At 41.4% G+C, this 17,380-nt stretch carries 7 protein-coding genes and 3 rRNA genes; all 10 read left to right on the forward strand.

What is annotated here, in order from left to right; genetic code table 11:
- The first annotated feature begins 285 nt into the window (after positions 1–285).
- Entirely contained in the window at positions 286–3,603 is a 3,318-nt protein-coding gene (locus KO172_RS02705) for a stalk domain-containing protein (protein ID WP_215492027.1), read from the forward strand.
- 466 nt (positions 3,604–4,069) lie between these two features.
- Positions 4,070–5,578: a hypothetical protein gene (locus KO172_RS02710; RefSeq protein ID WP_215492028.1), complete on the forward strand. Its 1,509-nt coding sequence runs from the start codon at positions 4,070–4,072 to the stop codon at positions 5,576–5,578.
- A 28-nt stretch (positions 5,579–5,606) separates the two neighbouring features.
- Positions 5,607–6,500, forward strand: a complete 894-nt coding sequence (locus KO172_RS02715; RefSeq protein WP_215492029.1) for an LptM family lipoprotein — start codon at positions 5,607–5,609, stop codon at positions 6,498–6,500.
- A gap of 101 nt (positions 6,501–6,601) precedes the next feature.
- The gene (locus KO172_RS02720) at positions 6,602–7,330 is read left to right on the forward strand and encodes a copper amine oxidase N-terminal domain-containing protein (RefSeq protein WP_215492030.1); all 729 of its coding nucleotides are present in this window, start codon (positions 6,602–6,604) and stop codon (positions 7,328–7,330) included.
- A 27-nt stretch (positions 7,331–7,357) separates the two neighbouring features.
- Entirely contained in the window at positions 7,358–8,578 is a 1,221-nt protein-coding gene (locus KO172_RS02725) for an SPFH domain-containing protein (RefSeq protein ID WP_215492031.1), read from the forward strand.
- Between the two features lie 10 nt (positions 8,579–8,588).
- Entirely contained in the window at positions 8,589–10,082 is a 1,494-nt protein-coding gene (locus KO172_RS02730) for a TFIIB-type zinc ribbon-containing protein (protein WP_215492032.1), read from the forward strand.
- 315 nt (positions 10,083–10,397) lie between these two features.
- Positions 10,398–11,906, forward strand: a complete 1,509-nt coding sequence (locus KO172_RS02735) for a hypothetical protein (protein ID WP_215492033.1) — start codon at positions 10,398–10,400, stop codon at positions 11,904–11,906.
- Positions 11,907–12,407: 501 nt separating this feature from the next.
- Positions 12,408–13,942, forward strand: a 16S ribosomal RNA gene (locus KO172_RS02740).
- 200 nt (positions 13,943–14,142) lie between these two features.
- Positions 14,143–17,002, forward strand: a 23S ribosomal RNA gene (locus tag KO172_RS02745).
- Between the two features lie 35 nt (positions 17,003–17,037).
- Positions 17,038–17,154, forward strand: a 5S ribosomal RNA gene (gene rrf, locus KO172_RS02750).
- The 16S, 23S and 5S rRNA genes sit together here, the layout of an rRNA operon.
- Positions 17,155–17,380: the final 226 nt, after the last annotated feature.

Consider the following 17,380-nt stretch of genomic DNA (forward strand, 5'->3'; position numbering starts at 1 on the left):
AGTAAACCCCCCTTCACATACTTTATATAGTAATTATATCATATAGCACTTTATTATACTAGAAAAAAACTAGGTAGATAGAAAAAAATTGCAAAAATATTTCTTATATATCACCCTTTTGGGTGATGTGGAAATGGTTTTTATTATATATAATGTACTTAAGGGAAAATATTTATACAAAAAAATTTTTTAAATATCACCCTTTTGGGTGATGTGGAAAATATTTTTATAGTATACAATATATTCAAGAAAAAATTTGAAAATTTCATTAAAGGAGTGAGAATTATGAAAAAGAAAAATGAAAGACACATCGCGATACTTTTGGCAGTGATGATGATCTTTATGAACTTCATCATAACGCCTGTTATGGCAAATGGGGAAGATAGAATAAAAGTAACGGAGATAGAAGCAACAGCGACTAATATGGAACCGGTGTTTGGTAACTCAGTTTCTTCAGAGCCTACATTTACTGTAACAAAAGGAACTGAAGCTCATTTTAATACCATTATGGGAGATTGGAAAAAGAAAAATGTAGAAACGGGAAAGTTTGAACATGGTGATGAAACTATTACTGCCGGGACTTGGAGATATGAGGTACAAATTAGAGTGGATGGTGCTTATGGAACAACTCACGTTCTTGACAATAATTTTACAGTTAAAGTAAATGGTGAATTATGGACAACTGAAATGGGCCTTGTTGACACCAACTTTTCATTTGGTCACGCTTACTCACCGGAATTTACTGTAGAGGAACCTGCCATTGACCTAACTTTTTATGATTCATATACATTTGATATCACAACAGTGTATAAAAATGTAGCTATTTCTTCATTTTCAGTAGCAAATAATGCAGCAGGTGGAACAAGACCTTATACTTTTTCAAAAACATCCGGTCCTGCTTGGATAAAAGTATCAACAGATGGAATAATTAGCGGAACACCTACTGCTATGGGAGAAAATGAAGATTTAGTCGTTAGAGTAACCGATAGTAATTCAAATTACAAAGAAATTACAATAAGTGTTGCAAATACAGTTGTTAAACCGGAAGATAGAATAAAAGTAACGGAGATAGAAGCGACAGCGACTAATATGGAACCGGTGTTTGGTAACTCAGTTTCTTCAGAGCCTACATTTACTGTAACAAAAGGAACTGAAGCTCATTTTAATACCATTATGGGAGATTGGCAAAAGAAAAACGTAGAAACGGGAAAGTTTGAAGATGGTCATGGTACTATTACTGCCGGAACTTGGAGATATGAGGCACAAATTAGAGTGGATGGGGTTTATGGAACAACTCACGTTCTTGACAATAATTTTACAGTTAAAGTAAATGGTGTATTATGGAGAACTAAAAAGAGCGTTGTTGACACCGACTATTCATTTGGTAACGCTTACTCACCGGAATTTACTGTAGAGGACTCTACTCACACAGACCATAGTGCTCGCACCAAAACTGACGGACAGCCGGCAACCTGCGTAGCAGACGGTTGGAAAGATTACTACAAATGCAACGGCTGCGATAAAGTGTTTGACGCAGCGACAAACGGCAACGAATACTCTGACCTTGCAGCGTGGAAGACCGGCGCAGGTAAAATTGATGCATTAGGTCACGATTATTCCGTAATGCAGCACGATGATACACAGCACTGGAAGAAGTGTTCACGTTGTGATAGCACTACCACAAAAGAAAATCACAGAGACGGAAGTGCTACCTGCACGGCAAAGGCAGTATGTTCTGTTTGCGGTACACAATATGGCGATCTTGCAGATCACAGCTACAGCACCGACTGGAAGTACGATACAAACAATCACTGGAAAGAATGCACTTGCGGCGACAAGAAGGATTCTGCGGAGCATACATGGAATGTAACTGCCGCAACAGAGGAAACAGATAAGCATTGTACTATCTGCGGTTATGTAGCAGAGCCAAAGCTCGGCCATACCCACAGCCTTACACTTGTTCCAGAAGTTAAACCCGACTGCGATACAGATGGAACAAAGGCATACTACACTTGCTCCTGCGGTAAATATTTTGAAGATGCTACGGCAACTAAAGAAATTACCGACCTTGAAGCGTGGAAGACCGGCGCAGGTAAAATTGAAAAATTAGGTCACGATTATTCCGTAATGCAGCACGATGATACACAGCACTGGAAGAAGTGTTCACGTTGTGATAGCACTACCACAAAAGAAGATCACAGAGACGGAAGTGCTACCTGCACGGCAAAGGCAGTATGTTCTGTTTGCGGTACACAATATGGCGATCTTGCAGATCACAGCTACAGCACCGACTGGAAGTACGATACAAACAATCACTGGAAAGAATGCACTTGCGGCGACAAGAAGGATTCTGCGAAGCATACATGGAATGTAACTGCCGCAACAGAGGAAACAGATAAGCATTGTACTATCTGCGGTTATGTAGCAGAGCCAAAGCTCGGCCATACCCACAGCCTTACACTTGTTCCGGAAGTTGAACCCGACTGCGATACAGACGGAACAAAGGCATACTACACTTGCTCCTGCGGTAAATATTTTGAAGATGCTACGGCAACTAAAGAAATTACCGACCTTGAAGCGTGGAAGACCGGCGCAGGTAAAATTGAAAAATTAGGTCACGATATAAATATAAACACACCAGCAAATGGAACAGTTAGACTTAGTAAAACTAAAGCGAAAAAAGATGACATAATTACTGTAACAGCTACAGCAAATCCAGGCTATGAACTTGACAAGATAGAAGTAGACGGAACAAAAATAACAGGCAATACATTTACAATGCCAGACAAAAACGTTTCAGTCGTTGTTACATTTAGAGTAAAAACTGTAACACCACCAACAGCTCACAGCATAACTGTCATCGCATACTCTCACGGCTCAGCTTCCGCAAGCAAGAGCTCAGCTAATCCAGGCGATCTCATCAGCATAAGCGTTTACCCAGACCACGGCTACGTAGTTGACGAAATCTACGTAAAAGACGCAGCCAATGCGTTGATATCAAGAAACGACTACAATTTCTACATGCCAAACAGTGCAGTAAATGTTTACGTACACTTCAAGCCATACTTCTACGACTATGACTACGACTACTATAGACCATATAGACCACATAGACACACAGAAGACAAGAAAGAGGACAAGAAATCTGAAGACAAAGCTATTGACAAGGATACTAAGAAGCCAGTAGAAAAGACAGAGTCAGAAGTGGTACTTAGTATCGGCTCAAAAGATATGAATAATAAGTACAACGGTATAGCTTCTAAGAAGGGCATGGACGTAGCTCCATATATCAAGAACGGTAGAACTATGCTTCCAATTAGATATATCGCTGAAGCCTTAGGCATGGGTGTTACTTGGGATGCAAAGACAAGAACTGTTATCATTCAAGATATGTTCTACAGGGTCGAAATACCTGTTAACACAAACAAAATTATTGTCAATGGAAAAACTTATACAAGCGACGTAAAACCTGAAATTAAGAATAACAGAACAATGCTTCCTATCGCGAACATTGCAAGAGCTCTTGGCCTTAAAGATGGTGAAGACATCATCTGGGATGCTAGCAAGAGACAAGTGATTATTAAGAGAATATACGATAAATAATTTTATAAGTCCTAGCAAGGTCCGTGCGCTCACTCCGCACGGATTTTTGCTAAAGAAAGCAAAAGTTTTCTTTTCATAGACCTCTCCCAAATGGTCCTGCCAAAGTGGCGGGATCATTTTTTTGAGTGGATTTGTTTTTTTGAGTAGAATTGTTTTAAAGAAAATTTACTTATGTAATTTTTCTTGCGATTTTAAATATTTTATATTTAAAATCTATGAAGTTAAAATCTTTTTCAAATTCGCAAAAATATTTCGAAGAAAATTTATTTGCAAAAATTTTCTTGTAAAATTTAATATTTTCATATTAAATTTTTCAAATATCACCCTTTTGGGTGATGTACAAAAGTGTTAATGGATGTAAAATAAAAGAAAATTTATAATGATAAATTTTCTTGCGATTTAAAATATTTACATATTTTAAATCTAACTAGAAAGAAATATCTTTCAAAGAAAAGGAGTGAGAATTATGAAAAAGATTTCTAGAAGCATAATTATTTTTATGCTTCTATCTGCATTATTATTATCTAGCTGTCAAAAGTCAAATGACCTAGCGAGTGAGACGGGTGCTAATGAAAAGGCAAAAACTGAGGACAAAAAAGATGATGATGCAAAAACTGAGGACAATAAAGATGATGATGCTGATAGTGGCAAGACCATAAGCAAGACTAAAGAGGCGCTAAAGTACGTTAAGGGCGCCAACTTCGGCTCTATGTCTTCTTATGTCGTTGATAAAGAGATTTGGAAGGACTTTGTCGACGAAAAGTATATAGACTATGTAAGTAAGGAAGGCCCTGGCATGCACTTACCTAGAGTGCTTTTGGACAGCGCCGATGCAAAGGACGCAAATAAAGAGATTGACGAGACTGAAAAGTGCCTTAGACAGCTATACGAAAAGCACGAAAGCGAGATAGAGGACGGTGACCCAGGTATTTACGCGGACTTCTCTGTGTATCAAGATGAAAGCGTTCTAAGCATTATGATTGAAACATACTGTTTTTGGGAGGGCGATTACCCTACGTACGAAGTATTTAACTTTTCTCTACCTGATGGCAAGTACATCTCAGACTTTGACCTTATGAAGCACTTTGGCGCAGAAAAGGATGAAGTGCTTGCTAGTATTGAAAATAGCTTAAAGGAAGATAGGGATTTGAACACCAAAATGTATTACCCAGACGTACATGATTATACGTTTATAAATTCGCCAAATAACTACATTGGCATAGTTTTAAATCATTTGTGGGACGATTTTGCTTCAACAAATCGCCAAATATATATAGACGAGGTCGGCAAGCCTAATTTTATATTTAATCAAAGTTGTTACTTTAATTTTATGGGTCCTGTAACTTTAGAGCTTAAGTTAAATAAATTTGATACGAATCCAATCTCAAGTGAATATATAAGGACGGCTAGAAAATTAGGCATAGATCCAAAGGACGAAAAATACAAAGCCTTAGTCATTTACTTAGGCTCAGCTTACGACGAAGAAAGCCTTAAGGACACGCTTTTAAAGTTAATTGTTTGGAGAGATAATTTTTCTAGCTATGATGATCCAAACCTATTGCTATCATTAGGTGATGGCGAAGGATCTGAAACGCCGATCTTAAAAGGTCAGGAGTGCTACCTAGTAGTGCCTAAGTACAAAAACGCTTCAATTATGCTTAAAGAGCTAAAACTTTCTGAGGGAGGCGAGCTAAAAGAAGTGGTTAATAACTACATGGACAATTGCGCGTGCTCTGGACCTACACTTGTCTGTCAAAATATTAGCGAGATAGCACCAAACGCGAAGATCACAATAAGGTATAGGGATGATGTACTTGAGTTTTCACCTAGTATCAGCCAAAAAGATGGCAGCGTGATCTTGCCAGATGAAGTCTACAACGCAGAAGATCTAATTGACTGGGACAAGCTAATCGGAGAAGACGCCTACCCAGGAAATATCTTTGACATACTTAAGTCAATGATGCCTAAGGGTTAGAGATTAAGAAAAATAGGAGGATAAAAAAATGAGAAAAAGATTATCCATATTATTAGTTCTGGCAATAATTTTCTCATTAGCGGCATGCGGTAAAGAACCTCTTGACGACAAGGCAGATAAGGCAAGCGAAAAGGTAAAAAACAAGGCAGACACAGAAAAGAAAGAAGAAAAGAAGGAAGAAGCAAAAGCCAAGGGCATGATAGAGGTTCACGGTGAAGGCATATTTACAACTCCAGAAGGCATCGAAGAGCTCAGTGAAGAAAGATTAAAAGAAATATATGAATATTTTGATGCCAAGCATTTAAAAACTGAGGGCATGACCTATGAAGAAGTAGAAGAATACATTGGCGTGCCAGGTGCTCACTTTGTAGACCATGATGAAGAAAATGAAAATGGAGAGCTTACAAAAAGCATTTTTTGGTATTCACCAGACCACTTCCTTTCTATGGTGTTTACTGCTGACAAGGATAGTCCTGATGACTTTGGCCTCACAGAGACTTGGGCCATGCCAAAGGCCATTGAAGAAGATGTAGAAGACCCAGTATCAGAAAGTGAAGAAAAACCGACAGTAGCATATTCAGATGAGACAGGCATGGTGGAGCTTACAGGCGGAAGCCAAAATATATATCCAGGAGATATCTCAAAGCTTAGCGAAGAAGAACTTGAAAAAATAGCTAAATACTTTAAAGATAACTATTACGAAACTCAGGGGATGACCTATGAAGAAGTAGCAGAATATATTGGCGCGCCAGGTGCTCACTTTGAAAACTATGATGAAGTGGATCCCAAAAGCGGAGAACTGACAAGATATGTTTGCTGGTATTCAGAAAACAGTGTCTTTGTTGCGTTTTTTAATGCTGATGCAGAACATCCTGATGACTTTGGCCTTGGATTGACCGAATACCATGAACAGTTTAAATAAAAAATAAATCACCCGTTTGGGTGATGTGCTAAAGTAAATTATATTATATAATTATATACAAGAAGAGAAGTTTACTTAAAGTACACAAAGGAGGTAGAATTATGAAGTGGATGAAAAAGGCACTTTGCCTAGGACTAGCCCTCATTATCATGCTTAGCGTGGCAGCCATTGCAAAAGAAGAGCCTGTGAAGATATATATCAACAAAGGCATAATTCCATCGGATCAGCCGCCCATCATCAAAAATTCGAGGGTGCTCGTACCACTAAGGGTTATCGCTGAGCAGCTTGGTGCAGATGTATCTTATGAGGCAAAGGAAAGACGCGTCAACATCAACAAGGATGAGATAAGCATGACCTTGGTTATAGGTGACGACACTATTTGGTATTCTGATAAGGAAAAGTCTGGTCCGGTCGCTATCGATGTGCCGGCTATGATTAAGAATGGCAGAACCATGGTGCCTCTAAGGGCTGTGGCTGAATTATTTGATATGAATGTTAAGTGGGATGGCAAAAAAAGAGCTGTCTATATCGACAACAATACAGAAAATCAGTACACTATCACATTGAAAAATGCCGGATTGAAGATCATGGATGCACTTAAACAAAAGGGCTCTTTACCGGACGGTACTTATGTCGCCGATGTCATAAGAGAAGAGATTGACTTCGACGGGGCCAAGGTCCAAGGCTACGCGGTCACTCTTAGAAAGGACAATCCAAACGACAAAAGCCTAGCTGAGCTTGTTGGCCACTACTTTATCGACGAAAGCGGCAGTACGATTTTGCACTACGACGTAGTTACTGATACGTATAAAAATATATTTTTAGAATAATTTTATAGTAAAAAGGAGGATATTATTATGGGATTTATTAGAGCATTTACAGGTGCCTTAGGCGGCACTTTCGCGGACCAATGGCTGGACTTTTACGGACCGGGCAATCTTTCTTCGGGCACTTTAGGTATATTTCCAGCGGTAGCTCAAGGACAAAACGCTGGGCGTGGTGAAAATACTAAGGGCAACAACAATATCATTTCAAATGGCAGCAAGATTATAGTTCCTGAAGGAACTGCGCTTATCACTATGCAAGACGGTATGATCACTGGCATTGTTAATGAGCCGGGCGGTTTTATATATTCGTCAGACGACCCTAACTCACAAAGCATATTCGCAGGAGATGGCTTAAGCGCTTCACTAATCAAATCTACCTGGGAAAAAATTAAATTCGGTGGCCAAGCAGGCGCTGAACAACTTGCCTTCTATGTCAATCTTAAGGAAATTCCTAAGAACAGATTTGGCACTCAAAGCGAAATATACTGGGACGATGCCTTCTTCGGCACACAAGTAGGCGCTGTAACTAGAGGTACCTACACTTTGAAGATAATCGATCCACTACTATTTGTCAAGAACTTTGTTCCGCAAAAGTACTTAGTTGCAAATGCACCTGCTTTTGACTTCCAAGATATGGACAACGAAGCGGCAGAAGAGCTATTTAACGAAGTAGTTTCATCACTATCAGCAGCCTTCTCAAACTATACGAATGACCCAACAAAGGGTAATCGTATGAGCAAGATCCAAGGCGACCAAATCGGTTTTGCTAAGTCACTATCTGACGCAGTTGAAGATGGTTATGAGTGGAGATCAACAAGAGGTCTTGAGATAGCAAAGACTGCGATACTTGCTATAGAGTACGACGAAGACACTAAAGTGCTTATGTCAGACGTTAAGAAAGCGGATGCCTTATCAGGTGCACGTGGCAACTCCTTCTTCCAACAAGCAGCAGCAAGAGGCATGCAGGCTGCTGGCGAAAACGGCGGCGGCGCTAACATGGCCTTCATGGGCATGGGCATGAACGCAGCAGGTAATATGATGGGAGCGACTCAGCAAGCTACAGGCCAAAGCACTTATCAGCCAAACTTTGGCGGCGTACAAAACGCAGGTGGCGGACAAAATGCGGCTCCACAAGCGGCTCCACAAGAGGATCCAACTGAAAAACTTATCAAGATGAAAAAACTTCTTGACGCTGAGGTTATTACACAAGAGGAATTTGACAAAGCGAAAAAAGACTTACTAGACATATAGAGGTGATCTTATGACTATAGATGAAGATATTAAAATTAGAGATATGACGAGTGATCTCAAAGACGGTCAAGTCAAGTGTCCTAAGTGCGGCTCGACCGACATAGCGACTAATACCAAGACTGGCAAACTTAGATGTAATTTCTGTAGACACGAGTTTGAGCCAGAGCTAGCACCCGAAGATGCAGATATAAGCACACTTGAAGGCACTACCATGGGCACAGGGGCAGCCGACATCAATGAGGCGGCAGATAGCATGATCACACTTAAGTGCGAGAGCTGCGGCGCAGAAGTAGTTGTTGACACAAACACGGGCGCGCAGGCGAGATGCCACTGGTGTAGAAACACCCTATCCATTAACAATGTTATTGACAATGGCGCAGTGCCTGACGTAATCTTGCCATTTAAGGTCACAAAGGCAGAAGCCCAAGAAGAGATAGGTAAATTCGTTAAGAAGAGAAGGTTCTTCGCTCATCCGACATTTTCGAGAGAGTTCACTACAGAAAACATCTCCGGCGTCTATTTGCCATACATGCTAGTTGATGTCAACGCCCACATGAATCTTTCTGGCGAAGGCCAGATAGAGACAGCGCGTTACCAGGTCAAAGAGGATGACAAAACGCATACCGAGTACGACGCAAACAGCTACGAAGTCGAGAGAGACTTCGATATATTCATAGACGATTTATCGATAGAGGCGAGCAGCGACAAACTTGATTATATGTCAAAGGAAAAGACTACAAATATTATAAATGCGATCATGCCATTTGACACAGAAAATTGCGTGAAATTTAACGCAAACTACATGAGTGGCTACACATCAGAAAAAAGAGACAATAACATCGATGCCCTAAGAGAGACGGCCCTGGCGCAAAGCTCTGACGTTGCAAGGCTTGCAGCGAAGGAAACCATAAAGGACTACGACAGAGGAGTTAGGTGGGACAGTGAAGAATACACAGTTAAGGGCGACTCGTGGAAGGCGGCCTACCTACCAGTGTGGCTATATAGCTACATGCAAAAGAACAAGGGCAAAAACCTACTTCACTACGTCGCAGTAAATGCTAGAACTAAAGAGACCATGGGCAGCGTCCCTATAAACTTCAAAAAACTATTTATCTACTCAGGCTTAGTTGAACTTTTTGGCGGTCTTATTGCTTTTATAATAAACATGGTCGCATCTATGAGCGTATTTGACGGTACAAAATTCCAAGACTATAAGGATGCCGGTTGGCTTTTACTAGTTTCAGGCTTCGTTTTTTACGCCACTATCTACTTAAGATATAGAAATATCGATGAAAGGCACCACTACGAGAACGAGACCAAGCACGAGATCAAAAATCTTGTCCGTGAAGATAGATTCATTAGGAAACTCACTGGTCTAAAAAAAGACCGTATCGAAGGAGAAAATGCTTCCGAGCTTAAGGGCAATAGGCTTGATCTAAAGAAAAACAAAGAGCTTAAGAAAGTTATAGACAAGGGTCTACTTGATGAGGTAGAAAAAAAATAAGAAAAGACTCAACGAGACCCTTGACGAGAGAGATAAAAATTCTAATAATAAAAATAAAGATTTAGAAAAATAAATTAATTTTGCTTTTTCATAATTCATATCACTAGAGAGGCGCTCCTATAATTATGGGGGCGCTTTTCTTTATGCAAATGGCAATAGATTTTTCTAAAAAAACTTACTTACGTAATTTTTCTTGCGATTTAAATATTTTCATATTTAAATCTAAAAAATCACCCTTTTGGGTGATGTGCTAAAGTAAATTTAATTTTATAATATACTTAGAATGATAAGATAATTTTAAAAGGAGTGAGAATTATGAAAAAGATTTCTAAAAGCATAATTATATTTATGCTAATGGCGGTGCTCTTATTAAGTAGCTGCCAAAAGACGAGTGATAAAAAAGAAACAAGTGATACAAGAGAGACAAGCGCAAAAACACAGGACCATAAAGATGATGATGCAAAAACTGAGGACAAAAAAGATGATGATGCTGATGCTGAAAAGACCATAAGCAAGAATAAAGAGACATTAAAATATGTTAAAGGCGCAATCTACGGCTCTGCATCATCCTACGTCGAAGACAGAGAGATCTGGACGGGCTTCGTTGACGAAAAGCACATAGAATTTGTAAGCGGCGACGGACGTGGCATGCACCTACCTAGGATACTTTTGGACACAGACGACGCAAAGAAGGCAAACAAAGATATTGACAAGATTGAAAAGGAGATTAAGGGCCTATACAATAGATGTAAGAAAGAGATCACTGATGAAGAAGTAGGCATATATGCGGCTTTCTCCGTTTATCAAGACGAAGATGTTTTAAGCCTTATGGTCGAGAGCTACAATTTCTGGGAGTCTAAAAACACTTCTTATTACGTATATAACTTTTCTCTACCAGATGGCAAGTACATTACAGACGCAGAGCTTATGAAGCACTTTGGCGTAGAAGAGGACGAAATTTTGGGCTTAATTGAAAGCTCTTTGAAGGACGAGCATGAGCTTGAAAACAAGCTTTACTATATGAACGTTTGCGATTCATCCATCTTAAACACACCAAGGAGCTACACAGGCGTGGCGCTTAATAACTTGTGGGACAACTTCGACCCAGATGCACATCATATCTATATAGATGAAGTTGGCGAGCCGCACTATATTTTCAAAAAAGTAGAATTTGATAGCCCTCTAATAGCGGATTTGAAGCTTAAGTCAAATAAACTTAGTGAAAATCCAATATCACCTGCATATATCAAGATGGCGAGAAAGCTAGGCATAGACATAAGTGACGACAAATACAAAGCCTTAATCATAAACCTAGGTGCAGCCTTTGATGAAAAAAGCCTTAAAAAGACACTTCAAAAGCTAGATCCTTGGGAAAATGATTTTAATAATTTTGAAGAACCAAGCATGTTACTTACAGTAAAATACGATGATCAAGATGAAAATCCATACCTAAACGGACAGGAGTGCTACCTAGTAGTGCCGAAGTACAAATACGCCTCGGTCGCACTCAAAGAGCTAGAAATATCGGGAGGCGGCAAGCTAAAAGAAAAGGACAACGATTACATGGATTATATTGCCACAGCCGGACCTACCTTTGTCCTACAAAATATTAGCGAGATAGCGCCAAACGCCAAGATCGTGATTAAGTATAGAGACGATATTTTTGAGTTTTCACCAACAATTAGCCTAAATGATGGCAGCATGATCTTGCCAGATGAAATCTACGACGCAGAAGACGTCCTTGATTGGAAGAACCTCATAGTAGAAGAAGCATACTCAATAAATTTCTTTGAGATACTTAAGTCAATGATGCCGAAGGGTTAAATAGATTAATTAATAAGAGAAACTACAGGTAAATAAAACACACTCCTAATAAACATTAAAGCGGTTAGGCATATACGACCTAGCCGCTTCTATTTTATGCCCTTATATAATAGGAAGAAAATATAAGAAGCGAGGCATATAGTAGTGAGCCTGTGACTATATAGCACGTGAGATATATAGTAAGTGACTTTATATATAGTGAGAGGCGAGGTGTATAGTGAGAGCCTTCCTATATATAAAGAGGGCCAATACACAAGACCTTGTGTGCACATAAGAGACGATACACAATTGTAAAAATATTTTTAAAAATTTTTTAATTATTTTAAAAAAACCCTTGACAAAGATAAAAATAAATGGTAGAATGGATAAGTCATCTGGAAAGACTCCAGAGGGCAAGCAAAACTGAATAAAAGTGAAAAGAACGATTTAAACCAATCAATTTTTATTGATAAATAATTTCGAATTTAAGAGCCAAGGTTAACTTGGGATTAAATAAACCATTTAATCGAGAGTTTGATCCTGGCTCAGGACGAACGCTGGCGGCGTGCTTAACACATGCAAGTCGAACGATGAAAGAGAATCCGATCTCTTCGGAGTGAAGAATCTCTGGATTAGTGGCGGACGGGTGAGTAACGCGTGAGCAATCTGCCTTACACAAAGGGATAGCCTCGGGAAACCGGGATTAATACCATATGATATCTAGCGACCGCATGGTAGATAGATTAAAGAATTTCGGTGTAAGATGAGCTCGCGTCCCATTAATTAGTTGGTGAGGGTAACGGCCCACCAAGATAGCGATGGGTAGCCGATCTAAGAGGATGACCGGCCACATTGGAACTGAGAAACGGTCCAAACTCCTACGGGAGGCAGCAGTGGGGAATATTGCACAATGGGGGAAACCCTGATGCAGCGACGCCGCGTGAGCGATGAAGGCTTTCGAGTCGTAAAGCTCTGTCCTATGGGAAGATAATGACGGTACCATAGAAGAAAGCCCCGGCTAATTACGTGCCAGCAGCCGCGGTAATACGTAAGGGGCGAGCGTTGTCCGGAATTATTGGGCGTAAAGAGTGCGTAGGCGGCAAATTAAGTCAGATGTGAAAACTAAGGGCTCAACCCATAGATTGCATCTGAAACTGATATGCTTGAGTCAAGGAGAGGAAAGTGGAATTCCTAGTGTAGCGGTGGAATGCGTAGATATTAGGAGGAATACCGGTGGCGAAGGCGACTTTCTGGACTTGTACTGACGCTGAGGCACGAAAGCGTGGGGAGCAAACAGGATTAGATACCCTGGTAGTCCACGCCGTAAACGATGAGTGCTAGGTGTCTGCTCATACGAGTAGGTGCCGTACGTTAACACAATAAGCACTCCGCCTGGGGAGTACGTACGCAAGTATGAAACTCAAAGGAATTGACGGGGACCCGCACAAGCAGCGGAGCATGTGGTTTAATTCGAGGCTACGCGAAGAACCTTACCAGGACTTGACATACCAAGGAAAGTTTTTAGAGATAAAAACCCTAGATTTATCTACCTTGGATACAGGTGGTGCATGGTTGTCGTCAGCTCGTGTCGTGAGATGTTGGGTTAAGTCCCGCAACGAGCGCAACCCTTACATTTAGTTACTAACAGGTTAAGCTGAGGACTCTAGATGGACTGCCGATGACAAATCGGAGGAAGGTGGGGATGACGTCAAATCATCATGCCCTTTATGTCCTGGGCTACACACGTGCTACAATGGTCGGTACAAAGAGAAGCGAAATAGCGATATCAAGCAAACCTCAAAAAACCGATCCCAGTTCGGATTGATCTCTGCAACTCGAGATCATGAAGCCGGAGTTGCTAGTAATCGCAGATCAGAATGCTGCGGTGAATGCGTTCCCGGGTCTTGTACACACCGCCCGTCACACCATGGGAGTAGGCAATACCCGAAGCCTGTGAGCTAACCGTAAGGAGGCAGCAGTCGAAGGTAGGGTCAATGACTGGGGTGAAGTCGTAACAAGGTAGCCGTATCGGAAGGTGCGGCTGGATCACCTCCTTTCTAAGGAGAACATTAGTTCTTTTCACTTTGGGCTTTGCTTTATGGATCTTGAAGAACTTAAAAAAGGTGCAAATCCTTTTAGATCCAAAAACCAAATAAAACTTAATAACCATAATCAAATGAAAACGAAACGACATTTATAAAGAAAATAAATACAGTAAATTTTAACAATAAGCGTTAAAGGATTTTTAAAAAAATTAGGTCAAGTTACTAAGAGCGCAGGGCGGATGCCTTGGCACCAAGAGGCGAAGAAGGACGTAGAAAGCTGCGAAAAGCTCCCTAGATCTGCAAACAAGAAACGAAAGGGAGATATCCGAATGGGGCAACCCACTTAAGCAAACCTTAAGTATCTATATATGAATAAAATAGTATATAGAGGCAATACCGGGAGAACTGAAACATCTAAGTACCCCGAGGAAAAGAAAGAAACATCGATTTTCAAAGTAGCGGCGAGCGAAATGGAAAGAGCCCGCTTAAAGAAATACTAAGAAAGTATCCGAATGATCTTGGAAAAATCATCCATAGAAAGTGAAAGACTTGTAAGAGAAGATATTAGTATTTCAATAAGCTTAACGAGTACCACAAGGCACGAGAAACCTGGTGGGAACATGGGAGGACCACCTCCCAAGGCTAAATACTACTTGGTGACCGATAGAGAACAGTACCGTGAGGGAAAGGTAAAAAGAACCCCGAAAGGGGAGTGAAATAGAACCTGAAACCCTGCGTTTACAAGCAAAGAAAGCACGTGAAAAGTGCAATCTTGTACTTTTTGTAGAACGGGCCAGCGAGTTACTTTTGTAAGCAAGGTTAAGAAGTTAAGCTTCGAAGCCGAAGAGAAATCAAGTCTTAATAGGGCGGTTTAGTTTACAGGAGTAGACCCGAAACCAGGTGACCTATCCATGAGCAGAGTGAAGTTAAAGTAAAATTTAATGGAGGCTCGAACCGGGTGTGGTTTAAAACACATCGGATGACTTGTGGATAGGGGTGAAAAGCCAATCGAACCTGGAGATAGCTGGTTCTCCTCGAAATAGCTTTAGGGCTAGCCTTTAGGATGTTTAATGGAGGTAGAGCTACTGACTGGTTGCGGGGTGTTTGTACATTACCAAAACCTATCAAACTCCGAATGCCAAGAAAACAAACCTAAGGAGTCAGACATAGTGGGATAAGCTTCTATGTCAAAAGGGAAAGAGCCCAGACCATCAGCTAAGGTCCCCAAATACCGATTAAGTGGTAAAGGATGTGAAGTTACCCAAACAACTAGGATGTTGGCTTAGAAGCAGCCATACATTTAAAGAGTGCGTAATAGCTCACTAGTCGAGTGACCTTGCGCCGAAGATTTCCGGGGCTAAATCGGATACCGAAGCTGTGGACTCAACTTGAGTGGTAGAGGAGCATTGTGTAATAGGCTGAAGCAGTATCGAAAGGCGCTGTGGACGAAACACAAGAGAGAATGCTGGCATAAGTAGCGAGAAGGAGTGTGAGAATCACTCCCGTCGAAAACCTAAGGATTCCTGAGCAAGGCTCGTCCCCTCAGGGTAAGTCGGGACCTAAGGCCAGGCCTAAAGGCGTAGCCGATGGACAACTAGTAAAAATTCTAGTACTATCAAATATCGTATAAATGAAGCGGGGACACAGAAGGATAAGCTAAGCGTACCAGATGGAAGAGTACGCTCAAATAAAAAGGCATGCCAGGACTAATAACCAGGCTAAGCTGATTTATGATGAGGATCGAAACAAAGTAGAGAAGTAGCCGATTTCACACTGTCAAGAAAAGCCGCTAAATAGATAAATGATACCCGTACCGTAAACCGACACAGGTAGGAAAGGAGAGAATCCTAAGACGCGCGGAAGAACCTTTGTTAAGGAACTCGGCAAAATGACCCCGTAAGTTAGCGAGAAGGGGAGCCAGAGCGATCTGGCCGCAGTGAATAGGCCCAAGCGACTGTTTACCAAAAACACAAGTTTCTGCTAAGTCGAAAGACGACGTATAGGAGCTGACACCTGCCCGGTGCTGGAAGGTTAAGGGGAAATGTTAGCGTAAGCGAAGCATAGAACTTAAGCCCCAGTAAACGGCGGCCGTAACTATAACGGTCCTAAGGTAGCGAAATTCCTTGTCGGGTAAGTTCCGACCCGCACGAAAGGTGTAACGATTTGGGCACTGTCTCAACAAAGGATCCGGTGAAATTGAAGTAATGGTAAAGATGCCATTTACCCGCGACAGGACGGAAAGACCCCATGGAGCTTTACTGTAGGCTGACATTGGATTTCGGTAGTACATGTACAGAATAGGTGGGAGGCAAAGATCCTGGTACGCCAGTATCAGAGGAGCCGAAAAGTGGGATACCACTCCTGTAGTGCTGGAATTCTAACCTTGAGCCGTAAACCGGTTTAGGGACACTGTCAGTTGGGCAGTTTGACTGGGGCGGTCGCCTCCCAAACAGTAACGGAGGCGTTCAAAGGTTCCCTCAGCACGGACGGAAATCGTGCAAAGAGTACAAAGGCAGAAGGGAGCTTAACTGCGAGATAAACAGATCGAGCAGATGAGAAATCAGGACTTAGTGATCCGGTGGTACCACGTGGAAGGGCCATCGCTCAACGGATAAAAGCTACCCTGGGGATAACAGGCTTATCTCCCCCAAGAGTTCATATCGACGGGGAGGTTTGGCACCTCGATGTCGGCTCGTCTCATCCTGGGGCTGAAGTAGGTCCCAAGGGTTGGGCTGTTCGCCCATTAAAGAGGCACGCGAGCTGGGTTCAGAACGTCGCGAGACAGTTCGGTCCCTATCCGTCGTGGGCGTAGGAAATTTGAAAGGAGCTGTCCTTAGTACGAGAGGACCGGGATGGACAAACCAATGGTTTATGAGTTGTAACGCCAGTTGCATAGCTCAGTAGCTACGTTTGGAAAGGATAAGAGCTGAAAGCATCTAAGCACGAAGCCCCCCTTAAGATAAGATTTCCTTTAAGTAAGACACCTTGAAGACCACAAGGTAGATAGGCAGTAAGTGTAAGAGTAGTAATACTTTGAGCCTAACTGTACTAATATGTCGAAAACTTGATCAAAAGACGCTTGTTGAAGAATTATGGTTATTAAGAAATGTGGCAGCAATAGCAAGAGGGAAACACCCGTTACCATACCGAACACGGAAGTTAAGGCTCTTAACGCTGAAGGTACTTGGTTGGAGACGACCTGGGATAATAGGTAGCCGCCACTTGATTTAAACAGATAGCATTATATGCTATCTGTTTTTGTTTCGCATTCAATTTGCGACTGAGGCTCGTTAAGTCCATGCACCAAGAGAACGAGCGATAGCGAAGTTAGATTGGCAATGCATGCCTTATTCCAGAGTTTACAAAGAGACGGAACGAAGTGAACGTCGATTTGAATAAACTTACGGATCGCTTTTTCGGCAATACTCAGGTACGTTTAGTACATTCCGC

The sequence above is a fragment of the Fenollaria sporofastidiosus genome (assembly GCF_943169635.2).
Classification (GTDB): domain Bacteria; phylum Bacillota; class Clostridia; order Tissierellales; family Peptoniphilaceae; genus Fenollaria; species Fenollaria sporofastidiosus.

What these genes read in the sequence shown, in the direction of transcription:
- KO172_RS02705 (WP_215492027.1), top strand. Translation starts at nt 286, where the DNA reads ATGAAAAAGAAAAATGAAAGACACATCGCGATACTTTTGGCAGTGATG.
- KO172_RS02715 (WP_215492029.1), top strand. Translation starts at nt 5,607, where the DNA reads ATGAGAAAAAGATTATCCATATTATTAGTTCTGGCAATAATTTTCTCA.
- KO172_RS02735 (WP_215492033.1), top strand. Translation starts at nt 10,398, where the DNA reads ATGAAAAAGATTTCTAAAAGCATAATTATATTTATGCTAATGGCGGTG.
- KO172_RS02720 (WP_215492030.1), top strand. Translation starts at nt 6,602, where the DNA reads ATGAAGTGGATGAAAAAGGCACTTTGCCTAGGACTAGCCCTCATTATC.
- KO172_RS02730 (WP_215492032.1), top strand. Translation starts at nt 8,589, where the DNA reads ATGACTATAGATGAAGATATTAAAATTAGAGATATGACGAGTGATCTC.
- KO172_RS02725 (WP_215492031.1), top strand. Translation starts at nt 7,358, where the DNA reads ATGGGATTTATTAGAGCATTTACAGGTGCCTTAGGCGGCACTTTCGCG.
- KO172_RS02710 (WP_215492028.1), top strand. Translation starts at nt 4,070, where the DNA reads ATGAAAAAGATTTCTAGAAGCATAATTATTTTTATGCTTCTATCTGCA.